20 protein-coding genes are annotated in these 23,626 nt (G+C 51.2%); 10 read left to right on the forward strand and 10 right to left on the reverse strand.

Features of this window, described 5'->3' with window-relative positions; translation table 11 throughout:
• Nucleotides 1–19: 19 nt before the first annotated feature.
• The gene (gene hypT / locus OGY19_RS06425) at nt 20–931 is read right to left on the reverse strand and encodes a hypochlorite stress DNA-binding transcriptional regulator HypT (protein WP_048211158.1); all 912 of its coding nucleotides are present in this window, start codon (nt 929–931) and stop codon (nt 20–22) included.
• A gap of 351 nt (nt 932–1,282) precedes the next feature.
• On the opposite strand from hypT, the gene cuyB reads away from it, so the two are divergent.
• Both cuyB and OGY19_RS06435 read left to right on the forward strand, forming a co-directional pair.
• Nucleotides 1,283–2,002 (forward strand): cysteate racemase, encoded by a 720-nt coding sequence (gene cuyB / locus OGY19_RS06430; RefSeq protein WP_115601775.1) that lies wholly within the window; start codon nt 1,283–1,285, stop codon nt 2,000–2,002.
• Nucleotides 2,003–2,078: 76 nt separating this feature from the next.
• Nucleotides 2,079–3,377 carry an anaerobic C4-dicarboxylate transporter gene (locus OGY19_RS06435; protein WP_115601774.1) on the forward strand — a complete coding sequence of 433 codons (1,299 nt, stop codon included), beginning with the start codon at nt 2,079–2,081 and terminating at the stop codon, nt 3,375–3,377.
• Nucleotides 3,378–3,444: 67 nt separating this feature from the next.
• On the opposite strand, the gene OGY19_RS06440 is transcribed toward OGY19_RS06435, so the two are convergent.
• From OGY19_RS06440 to fruB, 4 genes are all read right to left on the reverse strand, one after another.
• A complete protein-coding gene (locus OGY19_RS06440) occupies nt 3,445–3,681 on the reverse strand; it encodes a YgdI/YgdR family lipoprotein (protein ID WP_061068170.1) in 237 nt (78 codons plus the stop codon).
• A gap of 145 nt (nt 3,682–3,826) precedes the next feature.
• A complete protein-coding gene (gene fruA / locus OGY19_RS06445; protein ID WP_048211154.1) occupies nt 3,827–5,515 on the reverse strand; it encodes a PTS fructose transporter subunit IIBC in 1,689 nt (562 codons plus the stop codon).
• A 16-nt stretch (nt 5,516–5,531) separates the two neighbouring features.
• Nucleotides 5,532–6,470: a 1-phosphofructokinase gene (gene fruK / locus OGY19_RS06450; RefSeq protein WP_003027446.1), complete on the reverse strand. Its 939-nt coding sequence runs from the start codon at nt 6,468–6,470 to the stop codon at nt 5,532–5,534.
• Nucleotides 6,470–7,600 carry a fused PTS fructose transporter subunit IIA/HPr protein gene (gene fruB / locus OGY19_RS06455; RefSeq protein ID WP_048211153.1) on the reverse strand — a complete coding sequence of 377 codons (1,131 nt, stop codon included), beginning with the start codon at nt 7,598–7,600 and terminating at the stop codon, nt 6,470–6,472. Before fruB ends, fruK begins: the two co-directional genes overlap by 1 nt.
• A gap of 368 nt (nt 7,601–7,968) precedes the next feature.
• Between fruB and setB the strand changes: the two genes are divergently transcribed.
• Nucleotides 7,969–9,150 carry a sugar efflux transporter SetB gene (gene setB / locus OGY19_RS06460; RefSeq protein WP_115601773.1) on the forward strand — a complete coding sequence of 394 codons (1,182 nt, stop codon included), beginning with the start codon at nt 7,969–7,971 and terminating at the stop codon, nt 9,148–9,150.
• Here setB and OGY19_RS06465 read toward each other — a convergent pair.
• Nucleotides 9,147–9,401 carry a YkgJ family cysteine cluster protein gene (locus tag OGY19_RS06465; protein WP_115601772.1) on the reverse strand — a complete coding sequence of 85 codons (255 nt, stop codon included), beginning with the start codon at nt 9,399–9,401 and terminating at the stop codon, nt 9,147–9,149. The genes setB and OGY19_RS06465 overlap by 4 nt on opposite strands.
• A gap of 157 nt (nt 9,402–9,558) precedes the next feature.
• Here OGY19_RS06465 and yeiP point away from each other — a divergent pair, with 157 nt between their 5' ends.
• A complete protein-coding gene (yeiP, locus tag OGY19_RS06470) occupies nt 9,559–10,131 on the forward strand; it encodes an elongation factor P-like protein YeiP (RefSeq protein ID WP_115601771.1) in 573 nt (190 codons plus the stop codon).
• Nucleotides 10,132–10,186: 55 nt separating this feature from the next.
• Here the strand turns inward: yeiP and torD are convergent, their stop codons facing one another.
• From torD to torC, 3 genes are read right to left on the reverse strand one after another with little or no spacing between them, the layout of a single operon-like run.
• Nucleotides 10,187–10,819, reverse strand: coding sequence for a molecular chaperone TorD (gene torD, locus OGY19_RS06475; RefSeq protein ID WP_048211151.1), 633 nt, complete (start codon nt 10,817–10,819; stop codon nt 10,187–10,189).
• Complete coding sequence (gene torA / locus OGY19_RS06480; RefSeq protein WP_115601770.1) at nt 10,809–13,307, reverse strand: trimethylamine-N-oxide reductase TorA; 2,499 nt, start codon at nt 13,305–13,307, stop codon at nt 10,809–10,811. The genes torD and torA overlap by 11 nt, the downstream gene beginning before the upstream one ends.
• A gap of 12 nt (nt 13,308–13,319) precedes the next feature.
• Nucleotides 13,320–14,450, reverse strand: coding sequence for a pentaheme c-type cytochrome TorC (torC, locus tag OGY19_RS06485; protein WP_115601769.1), 1,131 nt, complete (start codon nt 14,448–14,450; stop codon nt 13,320–13,322).
• A 167-nt stretch (nt 14,451–14,617) separates the two neighbouring features.
• On the opposite strand from torC, the gene pdxR reads away from it, so the two are divergent.
• Nucleotides 14,618–16,099 carry a MocR-like pyridoxine biosynthesis transcription factor PdxR gene (gene pdxR, locus OGY19_RS06490; RefSeq protein ID WP_115601768.1) on the forward strand — a complete coding sequence of 494 codons (1,482 nt, stop codon included), beginning with the start codon at nt 14,618–14,620 and terminating at the stop codon, nt 16,097–16,099.
• Nucleotides 16,100–16,169: 70 nt separating this feature from the next.
• Here pdxR and uxuA read toward each other — a convergent pair whose 3' ends face one another.
• Entirely contained in the window at nt 16,170–17,360 is a 1,191-nt protein-coding gene (gene uxuA, locus OGY19_RS06495) for a mannonate dehydratase (protein WP_048211147.1), read from the reverse strand.
• A 202-nt stretch (nt 17,361–17,562) separates the two neighbouring features.
• On the opposite strand from uxuA, the gene OGY19_RS06500 reads away from it, so the two are divergent.
• The 5 genes from OGY19_RS06500 (at nt 17,563) to OGY19_RS06520 (ending at nt 23,608) form a co-directional block, all read left to right on the forward strand.
• Nucleotides 17,563–19,029 (forward strand): mannitol dehydrogenase family protein, encoded by a 1,467-nt coding sequence (locus tag OGY19_RS06500; protein ID WP_115601767.1) that lies wholly within the window; start codon nt 17,563–17,565, stop codon nt 19,027–19,029.
• Between the two features lie 119 nt (nt 19,030–19,148).
• Nucleotides 19,149–20,135 carry a CobW family GTP-binding protein gene (locus OGY19_RS06505; protein ID WP_048211145.1) on the forward strand — a complete coding sequence of 329 codons (987 nt, stop codon included), beginning with the start codon at nt 19,149–19,151 and terminating at the stop codon, nt 20,133–20,135.
• A gap of 34 nt (nt 20,136–20,169) precedes the next feature.
• On the forward strand, nt 20,170–20,883 hold the full coding sequence (locus OGY19_RS06510) for a phosphatase PAP2 family protein (RefSeq protein WP_048211144.1): 714 nt from the start codon (nt 20,170–20,172) through the stop codon (nt 20,881–20,883).
• A 413-nt stretch (nt 20,884–21,296) separates the two neighbouring features.
• Nucleotides 21,297–21,866, forward strand: a complete 570-nt coding sequence (gene mepS, locus OGY19_RS06515; RefSeq protein ID WP_003027474.1) for a bifunctional murein DD-endopeptidase/murein LD-carboxypeptidase — start codon at nt 21,297–21,299, stop codon at nt 21,864–21,866.
• Between the two features lie 182 nt (nt 21,867–22,048).
• Nucleotides 22,049–23,608: a cyclic di-GMP phosphodiesterase gene (locus OGY19_RS06520; RefSeq protein ID WP_286596273.1), complete on the forward strand. Its 1,560-nt coding sequence runs from the start codon at nt 22,049–22,051 to the stop codon at nt 23,606–23,608.
• Nucleotides 23,609–23,626 lie beyond the last annotated feature (18 nt).

A 23,626-nucleotide genomic window follows, 5' to 3' on the forward strand; every position in this document is an offset into this window, starting at 1 on the left:
CCAGGCAGACTGGTGTGTATTAACTGAGCGAAACCAGGTCCTCCGGCATGTGGTTGTACAAAATCCGCCAGAAGTGCTCAGCCGTTTTATTCAAGCGGGTATCCATCCGGTAAATATAGGCCTGAATAGGCACCATCAGTTCCGGCGTCTGCAGACAAACCAGCCGCTTGTCACGCAGTTCGTTTACGATAGTCCACGCCGGCAGCCAGGCGATACCATGGCCATCTAATGCCATATTTTTCAATAACTCACTCATCGAAGACATAAACAGTGTACGAGCAGAAATACCGCCCACTTCCGCCAGATGACGGTTTACCAATCTTCCCATGTAGGATGTACTGGTATAGTTCAGAATCGGCACCTGCGGCTGATAGATATCAAACAACGCCTTCCCCTTCGCATCAGCCGCACAAACGGGATACAACTCAGACTCAAAAACCTTCAAACCGCAGAAGGGTGACTGCATTAAATCTTCATCCCGAAAAGAGATAATAAAATCACTTTTCCCTTCACGCAGGGTATTCACCGCTTGCACCACATCAATCGCCTCGACGTGATAAACAAACTCTTCCCCCCAGGCCGCCATTGAGTGCACTAATCTCGGCAACATCGTCAGCGACAGAGAATGTGCCGCCGCTATTTTAATATTGGGAACCCCAAGCAGGTTGTGCCCACTTAGCTCATCCAGATTGCATTCCAGCTGTTGCAGCAGGCTACGGGTTTGCGAATGGAATAGCTTGCCCTCCTCCGTGAGTTGCAGTGGACTCGTCGTGCGATCAAAAAGCTGTACTCCCACGGCGGATTCGAGCGCCTTGATCCGCCTGCTAAATGCCGGTTGGGATATATTGCGTTCCTCAGCCGCCTGGGAAAAATGACGACACGCCTCCAGCGTCAGGAAATCATATAACCATTTTGTCTCAATATTTTTCATGCCTGTCACGCGGATGTTTAAATAGGGTGATTAACCTAAAACATCATGCCAGAGGCGTTCCAGAGATGATATTGGCGATTAGCCACCGATGATTCGTTTTTTGCATCAAGCCTTCGTTTTTGGCATTAACATGTTGGCTTCGCCATTCAGTCATCCCCCTTCTCTGCAGGCAAAACTTCAGGTTTCGCACGCTTTCCGGACCTCATGGGAGGACGAAAGAAACTACAGTCATGCAGTTTTTGCATTTAGACAAACATTATTGCATTTCTCCTCTCGACTCTCTGCTGTTAAACATTAGGGCAAGATAAAAACAGCTTGAATATTATTTAACGGTAAATCGAGGTATATATCGTGAAAGGTTTAATTGGCGTACTGGGTGGTATGGGGCCAGCGGCAACCGTCGATCTCTTTAATAAATTCGTCACCTTTACCGCGGCACAACGTGACCAGGAACATATCCCATTAATTATTTCATCTATTCCTGACATTCCTGACCGAACTGACGCGTTAATGCATCATGGTAATTCCCCACTCCCGGCAATGCGCGATTATATGCATAAACTCGAAGATGCTGGCGCTGAGTGTATTGTTATCCCCTGTAATACCGCCCACTTTTGGTTTAATGAATTAAAAGAGTGCTGTCACACAGAGCTGCTCAGTATCGTTGAAACGACCATCAATGAGGTCAGGAACTGTGGAAAATCACGTATTGGACTACTCGCCACCAATGCCACCTTGTACATGGGTCTCTATCAAAAAGGCATTGAATCTCTTGGGTTAACCTGCATCAGTCCTGACTCTGCCAGTCAGGAAAAAGTGATGGAAAGTATCTATTGCTTAAAAGCCGGTGATGTTAAGCGGGCGCAAACGCTGATGAATGAACAGGCTCAAGCACTCTTCTCTCGCGGCGCACAAGTTATCGTACTGGGATGTACTGAAGTTCCCGTCATCCTTGCTGAGGCTGTCAAAACGTCACCTGAAAAATATATTGATTCAACCGGTTCGTTGGTTCGCGCCGGTATTAAATGGTACGAGAAACGCGTTGGTAAAGATCATCTTTTGGTGCAATGAAAATCTATGCCTGGCTAATTATTGAATTAAATAAACACCCATTTTAATAACGAATTATTCTCTGGCGGAGGCCATTATGATTTGGCTGGAAATTATCGTAGTGTTGGGCGCAATATTTTTTGGTATCCGCTTCGGCGGTATTGGTATTGGTTTATGTGGCGGGCTGGGGCTGGCTATTTTAACACTGGGATTTGGGTTGCAAATTGGTTCGCCACCCGTTGACGTGATTCTCATTATTATGACGGTGGTAGTGGCTGCCTCAGCACTACAGGCCGCGGGTGGTATGGATTATCTGGTACGCGTTGCCGGGAATTTTATGCGGCGTAACCCTAAATATATCAATGTTATTGCGCCCATTATTACCTGGTCGATGACCATTATGGCGGGGACCGGATTTATTGTCTTCTCTACCCTACCGGTCATTGCCGAAGTAGCAAAAGAGTCCGGTATCCGCCCCTCACGCACGCTCGCAGGATCCGTCGTCGCCTCCCAGGTGGCAATATCCGGTTCGCCGATCAGCGCTGCAATGGCCGCAATGTTGACCATCATGGAGGGAAACGGCGTCAGCTTTATACAGGTCATGGCAGTATGCCTGCCGGCCTCGTTCGTTGCCGCAATGGTGGCGGCATTAATCGCTTCACGCCAGGGGTGCGAGCTACAGGATGATGAAGTGTATCTGCAACGCCTGCAAAAAGGTCTGGTCCGTAAATATGAAAGCCAGAGTAGCACGACGCCGGGTGCCGTGCTTTCCGTTGCCCTGTTTATGCTGGCAACGGTCGTCATCGTTATTCTTGCAGCATGTCCTCAACTACGTCCTGGATTCGATGCAGGTAACCCAATTAATACCCGGGATATCATCATTATCTGCATGTTATCTGCCGCTTGTCTGATGGTCGTACTGTGCAAAACATCGACAGATGCCATTGTACTGACATCCACTTTTCGAGCAGGTATGAGTTCGCTGGCCGTCATTCTCGGCATTGTTACACTGGGAACCACATTCATTGACGCACACTTAGCGGAAATTAAAGACATCGCGGGTAATATTCTACAGGCCTACCCGATGCTGTTGGCTCTGGTACTGTTTGGGACCTGCGCGCTGCTCTATTCGCAGGGAGCCACCACGCCGCTGATTATCCCGCTTGCCGTCGCGCTCGGCGTACCCACCTGGGCCATTCTGGCTTCCTACGTGGCAGTGACAGGTGTGTTTGTTCTACCCACATACCCCACTTCACTGGCGGCAATGGAGTTCGACACCACCGGGACAACGCGCGTGGGCAAATATGTCTTAAACCATCCGTTTATGTTGCCAGGACTGGGTGGGATCATCGCGGGCGTTGCCTTTGGTTTTATCATCGCGCCAATGATTGCCTGACCCGTTTTATTCAGGGGGCCGAAAGCGATATCGCCTCCTGAATACTTCGCGACTTACCTGACCTGACTCACCATAGCAATACCGTCTTACCTTTAGCTATTTGCTTCACATCGCTGCTTTTAATCACGCGGTGATAGCCATAGGTGTCAGCATATTTTGTCAGTCCAGTCCCGGAATCCTGCTCAGGCTTGCCTTGCGTCTCTATCGTTGCCCCTGATGTTGTTGTCATCACCCAGGTGGTTGAGCACCCCGTAAGCAACAGCGTAGCGAGTGACAGAGAGGCAAAAATGTGCGTTTTTTTCATATTCGATTTCCGTGACGAGTTTGATTTAAGGGCACTTTATCGAATTTGGTTAAGACAGGATGGATTATTGTGGCGGTGCCGCAACTGCCGGGATCAAAGAATAAAAAAGGGCAGAGAAATCTCTGCCCAGGGAAGTAAAGAAGAGTTAGGCTACTTTCGCGACAGCGTCCACTTCCGGGCGCTTCAGCACCGCGTAGGAGAGACCGGCCACCAGCGTACCAGCAACAATCGCCAACAGGTAACCCAGTACAGGGGTAATGGCTCCTGGGATCAGCAGTACAAATAGTCCGCCGTGTGGCGCCATCAACTTCGCACCCACAGCCATTGAGATTGCTCCCGTCACCGCGCCACCGACGATACAGCATGGCAGAACACGCATCGGATCGCGTGCCGCGAACGGAATTGCCCCTTCGGTGATAAAGCATAAACCCAGAACCAGCGCCGCTTTGCCACCTTCCTGTTGTGCTTTGTCGAACTTGCGACGCGCAACCAGCGTTGCCAGACCCAGCGCCAACGGTGGCACCATACCTGCCGCCATAATGGCTGCCATCGGTGCATAAGTTTGCGTACTCAGCAGCCCCACTCCAAACGCGTAGGCCGCTTTGTTCACCGGACCGCCCATGTCGGTACACATCATGCCGCCAAGAATAGCGCCAAGCAGAACCGCATTCGCCGTCCCCATGGTTTGCAGCCAATGAGTCAGGCCTTCCAGAATGCCCGCAACCGGTTTACCAATCAGGTAAATCATTGCCAGACCAACGACCAGGCTCGAAAGCAGCGGAATAATCAGAATCGGTTTCAGCGCTTCCATACTCTGTGGGAGTTTCAACTTCGTGCTGATGAGCTTCGCCACATAACCGGCAAGGAAACCGGCGATAATCCCACCGATAAAGCCAGAACCGGTGCTTACCGCCAGCATACCGCCGATAAGACCCGGCGTCAGACCAGGGCGGTCAGCGATAGAAAATGCAATGTAACCTGCCAGAACGGGCACCATCAGTGCGAAGGCTGAGCCCCCACCAATCTGCATCAGTGCTGCCGCAAGCGTTCCCTGCTCTTTGAATGCTTCAATACCAAAGGCGAATGACAGCGCAATACACAGACCGCCCGCAACCACCATCGGCAGCATGTAAGACACACCGGTCAGCAGGTGACGATACGCGCCCGCGCCCTCTTTTTTTCCTTCGGTGGCCGCAGTCTGATTTTTCCCGGCTGGCTGATACGGGGTCGCTTCATCCAGCGCTTTATCCAGTTCCTGCTTCGTTTTCTTCAGCGCCAGGCCCGTAGACGTGCGATACATCGGTTTTCCAGCAAATTTCGCCAGATCAACCTCAATATCAGCCGCCACAATCACCAGATCGGCCTCGGCAACCTCTTCCGGCGTAATGGCATTACCTGCCCCTACTGAGCCGCGGGTTTCCACTTTCACCCACCAGCCGCGTTTTTTCGCTTCGGTTTCGATAGCTTCAGCAGCCATAAACGTATGTGCGACGCCTGTCGGACAGGCTGTCACTGCCACCACACGTTTTGGACCATTGCTTGCCGCTGGCGTTGCCACAACCGGCGCACTATATGGCTGCGCATGACCTTTTGCTTCACTGAGAAAAAGCTCGGGATGCGCAACCGCACGACCGATGTCACCCAGCCAGACTTTTTTGCCGTTCAGCGAATTGTCGACAGGCAGCTTATCGCCCAGGACAATCGCCAGCTCTGCATCATTTGGATTGTCGATGATCTCCAGATGCGCTTTCTGTGCCGCCGCTCCAAGCAGGGTTTTCGCCATATAGGCGCGAGCCTGGCCGAGATTAGCGTCAATAATCAGCAGCGTTTTCATTATGCCTCTCCTGCTGTCAGTTAAACGGTTTTAAGTCGACACGCGCCATCATTGCGGCCAACTGAGGACGATCGGTAATACCCACATTACTTTGGCTTACCGCCAGGGCGGCAACTGCCGTCGCCAGACGCAGGGTATGTTCGCTGGATTCACGCATCAGCAAGCCATAAATCAGACCGCCAACCATCGAATCACCCGCACCTACAGTGCTGACCACCTCAACTGACGGTGGCTTAGCAATCCATTCACCCGAAGCGTTGACCCACAACGCGCCTTCCGCACCGAGTGAAATCACCACGTGCGCAATGCCTTGCTCACGCAGAGCATGTGCCGCATCGATAACATCTTTCATTTCTGGCAGCTTACGGCCAGCCCAGATTTCCAGCTCACGACGGTTTGGTTTCACCAGCCACGGAGCTGCCTTCAGGCCAGCGACCAGCGCTTCACGACTACTATCAAAGATAATGCATGGACACTGGCTGCGCAGGCGCGTCATCCAGTCAGTGAATGCTTCAGGGCTCACGCCGGTCGGCAAGCTGCCGCTGACGCACACCATATCGAATTGCCCCAGCCAGCTTAGTGAGTCATTCACAAAGCGTTCCCAGTCAGCCGGGGTGACTTCAAAGCCGGAGAAATTGAAGTCAGAAACTTCACCATCTTTTTCAGTCAGCTTGACGTTAATTCGGGTACGCCCCTGCACCACCTGAAAACGGTTAGCGATGCCCAGTTCACTGAACAATTGCTGAAAACCATCCTGGTTGTCCTTACCCAGAAAGCCGCCGACCGTCACGTCAATCCCCAGGTCCTTAAGTACTTTTGCGACGTTAATCCCTTTTCCCGCCGCATGCAGACCGGTCGTTTTCACCAGATTGACTTCACCGCGTTCAATTTCCGGGCAAAAACCGACCAGATCGTAAGCCGGGTTCAGGGTGATAGTTGCAACACGTCTGCTCATTATGCGCCCTCCCCAAGGCCTGCCGCGATGGCATCGCCAATGGCTTTCAGCGCCTGTTCAGCATCTTCACCCTGTGCGGTGAAGCGCAGGTGGTGTCCTTTTTTCACGCCCAATGCCACAACTTTCATCAAACTGCGTCCATTTGCCGGTTTTCCGGTTCCATCAAGATTTGTCACGGTTATTTCACTATTAAATTGTTTAATCGTATTCACCAGCATGGTGCCCGGACGGGCGTGTAAACCATGCTCATTACGCACTACAAACTCGGCACTCAGTACATCATCAGTTAATGCATCATCGCTGGTCAGCATCGCTAACACCGTTGCAGCATCTGCCTTCAGCAAACGGTCAGCTTTATTGCTCAGCAACAGATCGCCCAGACGCTTCAACACCGCAACGGGCTGGTCATCATTCATCGCGACAGTCACCAGCAGCGCAGCGGCTTCGCCCTGCACCTCAAATGCGGTTGCCGCACGACTGACCGCGACGGCGCTGCGCACATTGCCTTCAGCACAGTCATTCAGCCAGATGCCCTGACCAAGATTCATTGGTTGCTCGTTAATCGTTCTGGCCACAAAGGTGGCATCTACTGCACCGGCTTCTTTCAGACGCGCGGCGTTCAGCGCCTGCAGCGTCACCAGCGAATTGGCGACGACGTCCAACGACAGCGTTTCGTTATCAAGCTTCAGTTGCTCGCTCTGCTTTTCGCCCATCAGCAATGCGCGTAATTCTTCTGCCGTGGTGGCTGATTTCAGCTGTTCCGCAACCGAGTCATCACTCAATACATGAGTCAGCTGACGCAACAACCCAAGGTGCTCATCTGAGCTGGCCGCAATGCCGATAGCCACATACGCAATCTGACCTTCGCCCCACGTCACACCCTGCGGAAACTGAAACACCTGCACCCCGGTTTTCAGTACCTGATCGCGTGTGTCTGTCGTACCGTGAGGAATGGCAATACCATTGCCGAGAAACGTCGATGTTTGTTGTTCGCGCGCCAGCATGCCATTGACATAGCCGTCCGCAACGTTGCCCGCTTGCACAAGGGCTGCGGCAACCTGGCGAATAGCCTCTTCTTTGTTCCCGGCCTGTTCGCCCGGGTGAATATCCTGAACAGATAACTGGAACATGATTCTCCTCTCCTGCTGAATTGAAACGATTCAGCTAACATGAGAAAAAAGGCGTCACCCGACTCCATCAGTTAAGGTAAGATGACGCTGAAACGTTTCAAGGAGTCTGGATCTTTCTGCTTCAGCACGCAAGTAAAGTTAACAATTAACTTGCTGAATTTAGATGTACCGCACATTTTCTCGGCGTTTCTTTGAAACAAGCTGACGCAAAAATGTGTTCAGCTACTCAACTTCAGCATCGTCAGCATGTGGCCTTCTCAGACTGAAATGACATTTTGATTTTCCATACCGATTTTGATTTAGTGCCCTGTTTATTTTCTGGCGAGCAGCGTAAACTCCGCCTCTCTTCACTCCACTGATAGCTAAACATGCATAACACCCCCGTAGCCGCCACACCCAAGGCGTTTGATTTAACGTCTTCGGCGTTCCTGCTTGTCGCTTTTCTCACGGGCATCGCCGGGGCATTACAGACGCCCACGCTCAGCCTTTTTCTGACCGATGAGGTCCATGCACGTCCGGGAATGGTGGGTTTCTTTTTTACCGGTAGCGCCGTCATCGGCATTTTGGTAAGCCAGTTTCTGGCCGGACGCTCTGACAAAAAAGGCGATCGTAAAAACCTGATCGTTTTTTGCTGTGTGCTGGGTATGCTGGCCTGCGTGTTGTTTGCCTGGAACCGTAACTATTTTATTCTGCTGTTTATCGGGGTATTCCTCAGCAGCTTTGGATCGACTGCCAACCCGCAAATGTTTGCGCTTGCTCGTGAACACGCCGATCGCACAGGCCGGGAAGCCGTCATGTTCAGCTCGATTTTACGTGCCCAGGTTTCACTGGCCTGGGTGATCGGCCCACCATTGGCCTACGCGCTGGCCATGGGGTTCAGCTTTACGGTGATGTATCTCAGCGCCGCGGTGGCATTTATTGTCTGCGGCGTGATGGTCTGGTTTTTCTTACCGTCAATGAACAAAAGCGTACCTCTCGCAACAGGAGCGGTTGAAGCTCCACGCCGTAATCGTCGTGATACGCTGCTGCTTTTTGCTATCTGCACATTAATGTGGGGCACCAACAGCCTCTATATCATTAATATGCCGCTGTTTATCATCAACGAACTGCATCTGCCTGAAAAACTCGCCGGTATCATGATGGGCACCGCAGCAGGACTGGAAATCCCAACCATGCTGATTGCGGGATATTTTGCCAAACGTCTGGGCAAACGTCTGTTGATGAGAATCGCCGTCATCGCCGGGTTCTTTTTTTATGCCGGCATGCTGTTGGCACATTCACCGGCTGTTTTGCTCGGCTTACAGTTGCTGAACGCGATTTACATCGGCATCCTCGGCGGGATTGGCATGCTTTATTTTCAGGATTTAATGCCGGGGCAGGCGGGATCAGCCACAACGTTGTACACCAATACCATCCGCGTCGGCTGGATTATTGCCGGCTCACTGGCGGGGATTGCCGCTGAAATCTGGAACTATCACGCGGTGTTCTGGTTTGCGCTGGTGATGATCGTCGCGACGGTTGTGTGCCTGGCGCGCATCAAGGACGTTTAAGGCGCGGTCAGCGCTTCAAGCTCGATGAGATAAATCATGGCCTGGTGCGTCGTCTGTCCGCACATTTCCGCACTGGGCTGTAAACCGCCGCACACTTTTGGTCGCAACGGAGACGCAAAAATTTTACAGCGCTGGGATTCATCCAGCTGAACGCATGGCGTATTAGCAGGTTTGCCATCAGGCATGCCAGGGATGGGACTGGAGATTGAAGGCGCGGTGCAGCATGCACCACAATCCGGACGGCATTCCATACAGTACTCTCTTTATCGTAAACCATCGGATTGTGCGGGAAGCGCACAGTACCACCTTTTTGGCACCAGCAAAAGCATGAATTCCGCTTGCCTGAATGCCCCGGCGCGAGTAGTTTTACGCGATATTTTAGACACTCCTCACTACAGGATTTTTTCGATGCCAAGAGCGAACGAAATTAAAAAAGGTATGGTACTGAACTACAACGGCAAGCTGCTGATTGTAAAAGATATCGATATTCAATCACCGTCCGCACGTGGTGCAGCTACGCTGTACAAAATGCGTTTTTCTGATGTCCGTACCGGTCTGAAAGTTGAAGAGCGCTTCAAAGGTGACGATATCGTGGATACCGTCACCCTAAGCCGCCGCGGGGTTGATTTCTCCTACGTTGATGGCAACGAATATGTCTTTATGGATAAAGAAGACTATACCCCGTATACCTTCACCAAAGACCAGATTGAAGAAGAGCTGCTGTTCATCCCGGAAGGCGGAATGCCAGACATGCAGGTACTGACCTGGGACGGCCAGCTGCTGGCGCTTGAACTGCCACAGACCGTAGACCTGGAAATCGTTCAAACCTCACCGGGTATTAAAGGTGCTTCAGCGAGTGCACGTAACAAGCCAGCAACCCTGAGCACCGGTCTGGTGATCCAGGTTCCTGAGTATCTGAGTGCGGGTGAGAAAATCCGTATTCATATCGAAGAACGCCGCTATATGGGCCGTGCAGACTAATTTTCTGCCGCACATTGACGTATAAGGGACAGCGCAGGCTGTCCCTTTGTCATTTTCAGCGCTGACTGCTGAGGTAAAAATCATCCATCAACAATGATTCCAGATACTGCTCATCTTCCCGTATAAAACCCACAATGACGCTAACCGCCCGCGCATAAAATCCCTTCTCATCACGCTGCAGGCAGCTATCACGGAACAAGGGTGCCCAACACATAATGTGATGATGCAAAAAGTAATATTGTGCAGATAGCGTTTCCTCTTTGGCTGCCATCCTCGCCATCAAAGCCAGCTGTATAGCGATATGATCGGAGGGCTCATTTTCCTGCGCAGCCAGCCCGTGTTCAACCAACAGTACATTCATTTGTCGACGTTCTTCGGCCGCTGTTGTGTGCGGATAATGTCCCGCATACGGGGAAACACCGCCAGGCGGCGCCAGCAGAAATAACGTTGCAAAATCTGCGGCCAGCTCCAGTTGTCGGCTTTCACGACGCAGAGCCTGCGTCAGGCTACGCTCCAGTTTTTTGACATCCAGCGAAAGCCCGGGGATACCCGCTAGCGACGCAAGCCACTGTCGGGTATCCTCGCTTTCAAGACGAGCGAGTTGTTTCTGGTCCAGCTCACGAAACAGCAATTGTGAAAACCACTGATAGACCGCGGCACGTTGCTGGAAAATAAGACTATGCTGCATTGTCCCCCTCCTCTTTCACTATCTCCGGCCCACCAAATCCCGTGACCGGTGGAACATGTTGCTGATAGCGCTCGACATCCACCAGCACGGTATGCGCTGAAGGCCCTTGCGCCAGTTGAGACGTACCAATATCCGCGCTCAGGACATTAGGATCGCCATAGGTACATAGCGTCCCGGCTTTCCCACCTTCCTGTGGGGAATACCATGCCCCTTCATGAATGCGGATCACGCCAGGGGTAAAATCAGGGCTAATCACCACCCCCGCCAGCACCTGACCGCGCGCGTTAAAGACCCGCGCAATATCCCCGGCTTTTAACCCCCGCGCGGCAGCATCTTGCTCGCTGATGTAAAGCGGTTCTCTTCCCGCTACCGCATACGTGCTGCGAAACGCATCACTTGAGCACAACTGGGAGTGCAGGCGTTTATCCGGGTGACAGGATTGCAGGTGCAGTGGATATTTATCTTTCCTACTCTGATGGCTACGTTCAAACGGCTCCATCCACACCGGATGTCCAGGGCAATCGTCATACTGAAAACCGGCAATCGTTTTGCTGTAAATTTCAATCAGACCGGATGGTGTGCCCAGGGGATTAAGATCGGGCTGATCGCGAAATTCGCCATGACGCACCCACGGTTGTCCCGCGGGATATTCAACATACCCTTCACCTTTCCAGAACGTGTCAAAGTCTGGCAACGTAACACCGAGCGAGGCCCCCATTTTGACCCCTTCGTCATAAAGCGCTTGTACCCACTGCATTTCATCGCGGTTTTCCCGGTATACCGACTCCTTGTCAAAACGTTTACAGAGTCCGGCAAACACGTCGAAATCATGCCGCGCTTCATATTGCGGTTTGACGACCTGATGCAGCGCCATCAGTCCCTTATTCGAATGGGTGCCAAACTGCTCAATATCGTTACGTTCAAAGCGTGTGGTAACAGGCAGGACGATATCGGCAAAACGACAGGATGCGGTCCATTGGTGATCTAACACCACCACGGTCTCCAGTTTCTTCCACGCCTCGATCATCCGGTTGCGATCCTGCTGGGCGTGGAACGGGTTAGCCGCGCTGAAGATCGCCATTTTGATGTCAGGGTAGATTAACGTCTCACCGTTAAACGCAATCTTTTTGCCCGGCTCCAGCAGGCAATCAACAATACGTGAGGTAGGAATATGCTCGGATACGCCGCGAAAATCTGCTTTATACTTCGCCTCTGGCGGATTGTTAATGCTCCCCAGACCAGAAAGTACCGGCCCGGCTGACGTCACCGTCCCTCCGCCGTTGTAGTGCCAGCCGAACCCCACACCGCCGCCCGGTAAGCCAATTTGACCAACCATACTGGCCAGCACCACCAGCATCCAGGGATACTGTTCGCCGTGGTGCATACGCTGTACGCACCAGCCGCCCATAAACTGCGTCCGACCTTTCACCAGCAGCCGGGCAAAGTCACGGATCTGATCCGCCGTCAGCCCACAGATTTCAGCAGCCCACTCGGCGCTTTTCGGTTGTTTGTCTGTTTCTCCCATCAGGTAGGGTAAAAACTGCTCGAAGCCGACGGTGTAGTCGTTAATGAATGCCGTGTCGAACAGTTTTTCTTCATACAGGGTATGTGCGAGCGCCAGCAGTAACGCAACATCGGTCTGTGGTCGTAACGCCAGCTGTTCACACCCCAGAAAATTTTGCGATTTGCTGCGCACCGGATCAACGCTGATGACGCGCATTTTTCCCTGGGCGACGGCCTCTTTGATCTGCTGCCAGTAGCCAAACGCATCGTGATCGGGAACCAAAAATTCAATCTGCAAGTTCTTAATGGGATCACAGCCCCACAGTACGATGGTATTACTGTTCTCGATAACCAGCGGCAGCGAGGTTTGCTGTTCATAGACTTCAAGCGAACCAATAACATGCGGCAAAATCACCTGGGCTGCAGCCGCTGAATAGTCGCCTACGGTCGTCACATAGCTACCATGCAGGCCGAGCCCTCTGTCCATTGCACCGCCAGCCTTGTGGTATTTGCCCACCATTTGCCAATCCGCCAGCCCGGTAAAGACGCCGGATGAACCGTAGGTTTTTTGCACCCGCTCAAGCTCTTCATAAAACAGGTCCAGCGCCTGATCCCAGCTAACCCGCACAAAACGATTATCTCCCCGCTGGCTACGATCCGACTTCTCACGCTTGCGTAACCAGTCCAGTCGAACCATCGGATAGCGAACCCGTGAAGGGTTGTAGACGATTTCACGTACCGCATTGAGCATATCGCACGGGTGTTTGTCATGTTTGAACGGACGCGTTTCCGTCCACTCGCCGTTAACCACTTTGGCTTCAAAAGCACCATAATGTGAGCCAGACTGGATCCATTGTTCGGGGTTTTCCCCCGCCGCCCATACTTTTGATATCAGCGGATTAGGCGCCAGCGCACTGGCTGCGCCAACCGCCAGCATTCCGGTCAGAAAACGACGGCGGGACGGATTAAAGTCATGAATATCCATATCTTATCCTTATTATTTGTTGGGTTCAGACACATCGCTGGCGTGTGTCTGGAGGTATTTCAACAACGTACGTTCTTCCACCGGATTGAGTCGATAATACGTCGACATCGCTTTCAGTCCGGCAATCCAGCCATTGGCGGTGTATCGGGTAGCCGGCGGCGTGCTGTGACAGGCGCTACACGTCGATTGCAGCATCTGATCTGAGTACTCCCATACCGGAGTAATGCTATCGATGAGTCCCTGCGCGGAGGTCCATGCGGTCACGCTCACCTGCTGCCATTCCTGATGCGAACCTGGGTCAGTCTGGGTTTGCAGGACTTTCACGTTTTCCATCAGTGAAGCATCCAGAACCGCGGAGAATACGCGTTTACCCATATACTGGGTGATCACCCGCCCACGCCCTTTGCTTTCACGCCAGCCCGTCACTTCCAACTGGACGTTGCTTCCCTCTTTTTGCAGCACCTTGACCTGGGTCGCCGGAAATAACAGCGCTTTCCCTGCTGGTGCCCCTGCCGTAGCTGTCAGTGTTTTTTCGCTTAACGAAAACAGTGTCATCGCAGTTGACAGTTTTTCTCCCTGCTGTTGTAGCTGCTTGTAGCGATCGCGAAAACCACTGCTCATGTCCGGTTTGTGGTGCGCGATCCCTTTGTGGCAATCAATGCAGTTGCTGTCCTTCGCCGCTGCCGCCGTCATCTGCGCCGCGGCATTGGCGGATTGTTTTCCATGATCCATTGCTTCATAGCTGTGACACGATTTACAGGCTGCCGAGTTGTTGGCGCTCATCCGCGCCCACTCTCGCTGGGCGAGCTCAGCCCGTTTAGCATTGAATTTTTCCGGGGTATCGATAGAGGGTGAGATAAAGGTGTGATAGAGATCGTTTAGGGCTTCGGTTTTACGCATCAACGTCGGGACGACTCCCGGGGGAATGTGGCAATCCTTACACTCCGCTCGCACGCCAGAGGCATTACGAAAATGCACGCTGGTTTTATACTCCTCTCCAGATGTGCGCATCGAGTGGCACGATAAACAAAACTCCGTAGTGCTGGTGTAATGGACTCCTTGCCATGTTCCCCAAATAACAATGGCCATTACGACAGCGCCACCTAACGCACACCAAAGCGCGTTCTTTTTTATCCACGACATACCTGCCTCCATTTTTTTAATAGCGTCACGCTAAGGGATATTAAAAAGCAAAAATAGAGACAGCGATTTCAGATTATAGGAACAGCCTTAACTCTATGAGGCGTGTCAAAATAGCAATATTCTGAAACGTGTAATATGCCGCTATTGTTTAAACAAGGAATTTCCTCATGCTGGCACTGTTTCTCAATAGGGAAAGTCGCACCCCGCTACAATTACAGATCTTTCAATTCTACTTTCAGGCAATTCAGCAAGGCGATTTGCTTTGTGGGGATAAACTGCCCTCTATCCGCGAACAGGCACAGACGCTAAACGTGGCCAAAATCACGGTGGTGATGGCGTATGAAAAACTGATGGCGGCCGGTTTTATTAAGAGCAGGCAGGGTATCGGCTATGAAGTCACATTTACGGCACCTATGCGTAGTCCCCCAACACACGTGCCATCTGCGGAAGGCTCACCACCGATAAAGCCTAAGCCTGCCGGTGTTTCTACCGATGTTTACGCTGAAATGGGACGTGAGTGCTATTGCCGGATGGGCGTCCCTGACCCCAATGCGTTTCCCTGGTCAAGCTGGCGTAAATGGAATAATGCCCCCAGCGTACTTAAAGAGCAGCTACTGACTCGATATCATTCACCAAATGGATTATTTTCATTGCGTGAGCAAATTGTCAGGTACCTTAATTTATCCCGTGGTATTAATACCAGTGCACAAAACATCATCATTACTGATGGAATTCAGGAAGGGTTGTCACTGCTCAGTCAAATATTCATTATTCATCATGCACTAAGCCAGAATAAAAAGTGTCACGTGGTCGCCGAATCACCTTGTTATTCTGGCGCATGGCATCTGTTTAATTATTATGGTGCCGATATTACGTCTATTGCCGTGGATAATCACGGGCTGTGCACCGATAATTTACCCGAGTTTGAAACCCAGCTTTGTTATGTGACACCTGCTCACCAGTATCCAATGGGCAGTGTTCTGTCACTTGAACGACGTAAGTCATTACTCACGTGGGCACAGCGAGTGGGCGCCTGGATTATTGAAGACGATTACGATGCCGTATTTACGTATGGCGAGAATCCCCTTCCGGCACTGAAAGCCATGGATTACCACAACCGGGTTATCTACATGGGGACCTTCTCAAAAACGCTGGGACCAGGGGCACGTCTCGGTTACCTCGTTTGCCCCGATGAGCTGCTGCCCGCCGTTCAAAATATGAAAGCGCTGAACAACAATGGTAGCCAGTGGTTATTGCAGCAGTTTTTAGCCGAGTTAATGCAAAACCAGGTGTTTTATACCCATCTCGGTAAGCTAGCCTGCAACTATGCAGCACGCCTCGCATTACTGCGTGATGGCTTATCAGCCCTGTTCCCTGAAGGAAAGATCGATGGTGCCACGGCAGGGTTACATCTCTCATTACGCATTGACTGGTCGCCTGACGTCATCGCAAAACTACGCCAGCGCTGCCTGCAGGCAGGGGTGCGCTTTGATACATTACAGGAAATTGAAAACGGCTCAGAAACAGCGTGGCGGCAAAAAAATTCCGATGCGGTGATGTTCTTTGGTTTTGGCGGACTGCAGGTGCCGCACCTCAGAAAGGTATTAAACGTACTGGAGCAGGAGAGGTGTGCGTTATTACAGCAATAACAACGCACCTGAGTATTGCCGGGAGCGGGACAAGCGCCATCCGGCAATTTATCGCCTGGTGTTGGGCGAATTACAGCAGATCGCGGAACTGCGTTTTTTTCAGCGCCAGCTCCACGCCGCGAACTTCTGCCAGTCCTTTCAGGCGACCAATCGCGGAATAGCCCGGATTCGTTTTCTTATGCAGATCGTCAAGCATCTGATGCCCATGATCCGGGCGCATTGGGATCGGACGCAAATCACCCGCTTTCTTACGGCGTTGCTCTTCGCTCAAAATAGCTGCCACCACCGATACCATATCCACATCGCCCTGCAAGTGTGCGCCTTCGTGGAAGGTTTTCGGGTTTTCTTCACGGCAGGTTGAACGCAAGTGTGTGAAGTGAATACGATCGCCAAAGGTTTCGATCATTTTTACCAGATCGTTATCGGCGCGCACGCCGTACGAACCGGTACACATGGTGAAACCGTTATTGATACTGTCTACCGTTTCTTTCAGCCATTGCATATCTTCAATGGTCGACACGATACGTGGCAGACCGAGGATTGGCCTTGGCGGATCGTCAGGATGCACTGCCAGACGTACACCAACTTCCTCAGCAACAGGCACAATCGCCCGCAGGAAGACAGCCATGTTATTGCGCAAATCATCTTTGCTGATCCCATCATATTCCGCCAGGCGCGCGCGGAATTGATCCAGCGTATAACCTTCTTCGGCACCAGGCAGGCCAGCAATAATGTTGCGGGTCAGCTTTTCAATTTCTGCATCGCTCATGGCATTGAAGTAGTCCAGCGCCTGGCGTTGTTCTTCGTCGGTATAATCCGCTTCAGCTCCCGGGCGTTGCAGAATGTGCAATTCAAAAGCCGCAAAGGCAATCTGGTCAAAACGCAGCGCTTTGGACCCGTCCGGTAGCTGATATTCAAGGTCAGTACGCGTCCAGTCCAGGATCGGCATGAAGTTGTAGCACACGGTATCGATGCCGCAGGTCGCCAGGTTACGAATACTTTGCTGATAGTTGGCAATCCACGTTTGATATTGACCTGAACGCGTTTTGATATCTTCGTGAACAGGGATACTTTCCACCACCGACCAGGTCAGCCCTTTTTCGGCCAGGGTAGCCTGGCGCTTTTGAATTTCTTCTACGGGCCACACTTCACCGTTGGGAATGTGGTGCAAGGCGGTCACAACACCCGTTGCGCCAGCCTGACGCACATCGTCAAGCGATACTGGATCGTTTGGTCCGTACCAACGCCAGGTTTGTTCCATTACTTCACCTCACAAGTTGTTATACCAAATTAAACGACTTTTATGACGACTACCATACAGGCATACGGTATACGATCAACACACCGCCCATCATTGATTGATCCAGCTCACATTACCCGGATAAATGAGGCACACCAATTCAATTTGTTGTCATATAACTTTATACTGCCATTGTTAATTAATGGTTAATCAGGTGTATTTAATGAAGACTATTGCCTCAGCGTCTCTTGCGGAAAATGTCGTGATGCCTCAGTACGATCGCCAACAGCTAAAAACGCGGATCGTACATTTTGGTTTCGGTGCATTTCATCGCGCCCATCAGGCGTTATTGACCGACCGGGTGCTGAATGCGCAGGGTGGAGACTGGGGGATTTGTGAGATCAGCCTGTTCAGCGGCGACCGGCTGATGAGCCAGCTACGCGAGCAGGATCATTTATTTACCGTGCTGGAAAAAGGTGCGGCCGGCAACCAGCCGATTATCGTCGGGGCCGTCAACGAGTGCCTGAATGCAAAGCTGGATTCACTGGCGGCTATTATCGAAAAATTTTGCGAGCCTCAGGTCGCTATTGTTTCGTTAACCATTACGGAAAAAGGCTACTGTATTGATCCTGCCACGGGGTCACTCGATATCGCTAACCCGCGTATTATTCACGATCTGCAGACACCGGCTGAACCGCACTCTGCACCAGGTATTATTGTTGAAGCACTGCACCGCCGACGTCAACGTGGGCTGCAACCGTTTACCGTCCTCTCCTGCGATAACATCCCGGACAACGGTCATGTGGTAAAAAACGCTGTACTGGGAATGGCGGAGAAACGCTCACCTGAACTGGCTAACTGGATTCGGGAGCACGTCAGTTTCCCGGGAACCATGGTAGACCGGATTGTCCCGGCAGCGACGGAAGAATCACTGGATGAAATCGCCCGAGAATTAGGCGTGGCAGACCCTTGCGCAATCAGCTGCGAGCCGTTTATTCAGTGGGTTATTGAAGACCATTTTGTCAGCGGCCGTCCGCAATGGGAAACGGCAGGTGTCCAGATGGTCGAAAACGTCTTGCCGTGGGAACAAATGAAACTGCGGATGCTGAACGGCAGTCATTCGTTTCTCGCTTATCTCGGCTATCTGGCGGGATTCCAGCATATCAGCGACTGTATGCAGGACAGCGCATTTCGTGAAGCCGCTTACCGGCTGATGCTCAGCGAACAGGCCCCCACGCTGCAAATTACCGATGTAGATTTGGACCAGTATGCCGACAGCCTGCTGGAACGCTTTGCCAATCCGGCGCTGAAACATAAAACCTGGCAAATCGCGATGGATGGCAGCCAAAAATTACCGCAACGTATGCTGGACGGGATCCGCGTTCATTTAGCACGTCAAAGCGAGTGGCCGCTGCTGGCACTCGGCATTGCGGGCTGGATGCGCTACGTAAGCGGGATTGATGATTCAGGTGAAATTATCGATATTCGTGACCCGATGAGTGACAAAATCCGCACTATCGTCGAACAGAGTACGGAATCAGAACGCGTCAGCGCGTTGCTTTCACTGCACGAAATCTTCGCCGCTGATCTCGCACAGAACCCACAATTCATCGATACCGTGGAACGAGCCTGGCAACGTATCGCCCAATACGGTGCACATCAGGCGGTCATCGAGACGTTAAAAAGTTAACGATTTCTGCCATTAAACAGGACGAAGTTCGTCTTCGTCCTCTCTGCGCTTCTCTTTTCCCCCGTTTTTCGCCAGGATTGTTAAAAGCCATTACGGTAATTTATGAATCTGGAGTAAGCGTGACTAAAACCAATCTCATCACGGGTTTTCTCGGCAGTGGCAAAACCACATCTATTCTTCATCTATTGGCCAACAAAGATCCCGCAGAGAAGTGGGCCGTTTTGGTCAATGAGTTTGGCGAAGTGGGTATCGACGGCGCACTGCTCGCCGACAGCGGCGCAATGCTCAAAGAGATCCCCGGCGGCTGTATGTGCTGCGTTAATGGTTTGCCCATGCAGGTTGGCCTCAATACGCTGTTACGTCAGGGAAAACCGGATCGGCTGCTGATTGAGCCCACCGGCCTCGGGCATCCCAAACAGATTCTGGATTTACTCACCGCGCCGGTTTACGAACCGTGGATCGACTTGCGCGCAACTCTCTGTATCCTTGATCCGCGCCTGTTGCTGGATGAAAAAAGCGTCGCGAATGAGAATTTCCGCGATCAGTTAGCCTCTGCCGATATCATCGTTGCCAATAAATCCGATCGTGCCACGACAGAAAGCGAAACTGCTCTGCAAACCTGGTGGCAGCACTACGGCGGTAACCGCCAGTTAGTTTATGCCGATCATGGACAGATCGACGGACAATTACTGGATTTGCCCCGACTGAATCTGACGGAACTTCCCTCCAGTGCGGCACATACTCACCAGCATGCTGATAAAAAAGGGCTGGCAGCACTAAGCCTGCCTGCCCAGCAACGCTGGCGCCGCAGTCTGAACAGCGGTCAGGGGCATCAGGCCTGCGGCTGGATTTTTGACGCTGACACGGTGTTCGATACCATTGGCCTGCTGGAATGGTCACGTCTCGCCCCTGTCGGCCGCGTGAAGGGAGTGATGCGCATTAAAGAGGGGCTGGTGCGTATCAATCGTCAGGGTGAGGACTGGCATATTGAGACCCAAAACGTCGCCCCTCCAGATAGCCGCATTGAACTCATCTCCGATACCGAGACCGACTGGAATGCATTACAGAGTGCATTGTTGAGGCTTCGTTTAGACGCTGGCGCGTAAGGTTGCCTCCGTTTTATGGCAATGGTAAACGACGATGAAAACCCGATACCCACTAATACTCCTGCTTAATATTGCTGGTCTGGCGCTGTTTTTGTCCTGGTACCTTCCACATGGGCATGGGCTCTGGTTTTCTCTCGATTCGGGCATCTTCCACTTCTTCAATCATAAGCTGGTTGAGAGCCCGCTCTTCCTGTGGATTGTCGCGGTCACCAATAACCGGGCATTTGACGGCTGCTCATTATTGGCGATGGGCACATTAATGCTGAGTTTTTGGTTAAAAGAAACGCAGGAAGGTCGTCGTCGTATTGTGGCAATTGGGCTGGTGATGCTGCTAACAGCGGTGATATTAAACCAACTGGGCCAGGCGCTTATTCCGGTTAAGCGCGCCAGCCCCACCCTCACGTTCGATAATATTAATCGCGTCAGCGAGCTGCTGCATATTTCAACAAAAGATGCGTCCAGAGACAGTTTTCCTGGCGATCACGGTATGATGCTGCTTATTTTTTCCGCATTTATGCTACGTTATTTCGGAAAAGTCGCAGGAATAATCGGCCTTATTATCACTGTGGTTTTTGCCTTTCCACGCGTAATGATCGGCGCACATTGGCTTACAGATATCGTGGTAGGTTCTATGACCGTCGTATTGATTGGCTTGCCCTGGTGGTTAATGACGCCATTAAGCGACCGTCTGGTTACGCTGTTTATTCATTATCTTCCCGGCAAAAACAAACAATTTTTAAACAAATAACGCAAAGTAATTAACATCATCAGGAATGCTTCTGATTTCCTGATGATATCTGCCAGGAAATTATCCTTCTGACTGTCATTCTCCTGTCATATTATTCCTGTTTAAAATGAATGAATTGCGTGTTTTTCACTCTATTTGTTCTTAATTTAGCCAATGCAGTCTATTCACTTTCTGTATCACTTTTTCTTATAAGAAATCACATAAAATCACTCGCAATGACCGGAGCGATCGGGTAACCTCAGACTCGTTTTGCCTCGCGGGATAATTATTCACTATAAGAATAAATTTGTGCGTTCTGCCACAGATTTGACCTTAAAGAATTGTCTCATCATGCGTTGGTAATTAGTCTCGTCACGTTTGGCATTTTTTATAACGATATTTATCGTTAAGGACTTCAAGGGAAAACAAACAAAATGGTCAAATCTCAACCGATTTTGAGATATATCTTGCGGGGCATACCCGCGATAGCAGTTGCGGTTCTGCTTTCTGCATGTAGCACAACGAACACCGCCAGGAATATGCATTCTGAGACGCATGCTGTGGGCAATGGAGATAACTCTTCACTGCAAGCCTCTCAGGATGAATTTGAAAATATGGTACGTAATATCGATGTTAAATCACGTATTATGGACCAATATGCTGACTGGAAAGGCGTGCGTTACCGCCTTGGCGGCAGCACCAAAAAAGGTATTGATTGTTCAAGCTTCGTACAGCGTACGTTTCGTGAGCAATTTGGTTTAGAGCTTCCGCGCTCGACCTACGAGCAACAGGAAACGGGCAAATCCGTTTCGCGCACTAATCTGCGCACAGGCGATCTGGTTCTGTTCCGTGCGGGTTCCACCGGCCGTCACGTCGGTATCTATATCGGCAATAACCAGTTTGTACATGCCTCGACCAGCAGTGGCGTTATCATTTCCAGCATGAACGAGCCTTACTGGAAAAAACGTTACAACGAAGCTCGCCGGGTCCTGAGCCGCAGTTAATTTCGTTTGGCAGCTATCCCTTGGCTATCCTGATGAGACTTATCAAAAGCACTGCTTCGGCAGTGCTTTTTGCGTTGCGCTATGTTTAAGAAAAATCTCACTATACGAATCAATCCAGGTTATAGTTTTACAGATCAAGCCGTTTAATAATAAGCAGATACCCCAGGTAAACATAAGGAACTATGTTCAGACGTCCTTCATCTTCCAGTCGAAATGTCCTTTTTACCTGTATTTTTACGGGGGTAGTCGTCGCGGTACTTGTCAGCGCCCTGCAGTTTTTTGCCACCTGGCACAAACGAGATGTAAAGTACGAAACGCTTCTTTCCGATATCGACTATTACATCAGCAGTTACCTCTCAGACCTCAAAAGCACAACAGATGCCCTGCAGCCGCTGGTCTCATACAATTGCCAACAAGTTGCCGCCAGGCTAACCGCCAGCGCAGCGTTTAACCTCAATGTACGCGCTTTTTTATTGGTAAAAGATGGTATTGCTTTCTGCTCATCCGCAACTGGCGCGATGGACTCGCCTATTCTGTCGCTGGTTCCGAAGCTGGATCTCAAGCAAGATGTCGATGTGGAATTACTGTCCGGTACCCCGATGATGCCGGACAATCCGGCGATCATGATTTGGCAGCGGAATCCTTCATTTAAGAATAGCGGCGTGTTTTCCTCACTGAATATCAATCTGGCGCCTTACCTTCTCTATACCGCCCGAGAAGATGATTTTGACGGTATTGCAATTATTGTTGGTGATACCGCTATCACGACATTTTCATCCCAACTGATGGACGTTTCCGCGCTTCCGGATACCACCTGGCGCCAGACGACGCTGAAAGGGATCCCGATGAAGATCCGGTTATACGCGCAAGAGTGGACGTACACTGACGTCTGGTATGCCGTCATGTTGGGATGTATGGCCGGGATCATGACCGGGTTGCTTTTGTGGTACTACAACTACGCCGTTCGTTTACGCCCGGGAAAGGATATTCTCAACGCTATCAAGCACGATCAGTTTTATGTGGTCTACCAACCAGTCGTTGAAATGCAGACGCTGAAAGTAAAAGGGGTAGAAGTATTGTTACGCTGGCGCCACCCGACAACAGGTGAGATCCCGCCAGATGCGTTTATTCACTACGCTGAATCACAGCAAATGATCGTGCCGCTGACGCAGCATCTGTTCAAACTGGTGGCCCGTGATGCCCCCGCATTAAAAAAAGTGTTACCGCAAGGCGCAAAGCTCGGGCTCAACATCGCCCCAACGCACCTGCATGGTGAAAGCTTTAAAGACGATATTCAACACCTGAACGCTTCCCTGCCGCCACACCATTTCCAGGTTGTGCTCGAAATCACCGAACGCGATATGCTCAATCAGCATGAAGCCTCAAAGTTATTTGAATGGCTACACGCTGCCGGATTCGAAATTGCCATTGATGATTTCGGTACCGGCCATAGCGCACTCATTTATCTGGAACGCTTTACCGTTGACTATCTGAAAATCGACCGAGGATTTATCAACGCCATTGGGACAGAAACGCTAACGTCTCCGGTACTGGATGCGGTGTTGACACTGTCTAAGCGTCTTAATATGCTGACGGTTGCTGAAGGGGTAGAAACGCCTGAGCAAGCCCGATGGCTGCGCGATCGCGGGGTTCATTTCTTCCAGGGATACTGGATCAGCCGCCCATTAATGCTTGATGATTTTGTACGTTGGATGGCGCAATCCGATAAGCCAACGTGGTGATCGCACCAGGCGATTCAT

Source organism: Citrobacter sp. Cy070 (genome assembly GCF_030332245.1).
Taxonomy (GTDB): Bacteria; Pseudomonadota; Gammaproteobacteria; order Enterobacterales; family Enterobacteriaceae; genus Citrobacter; species Citrobacter youngae.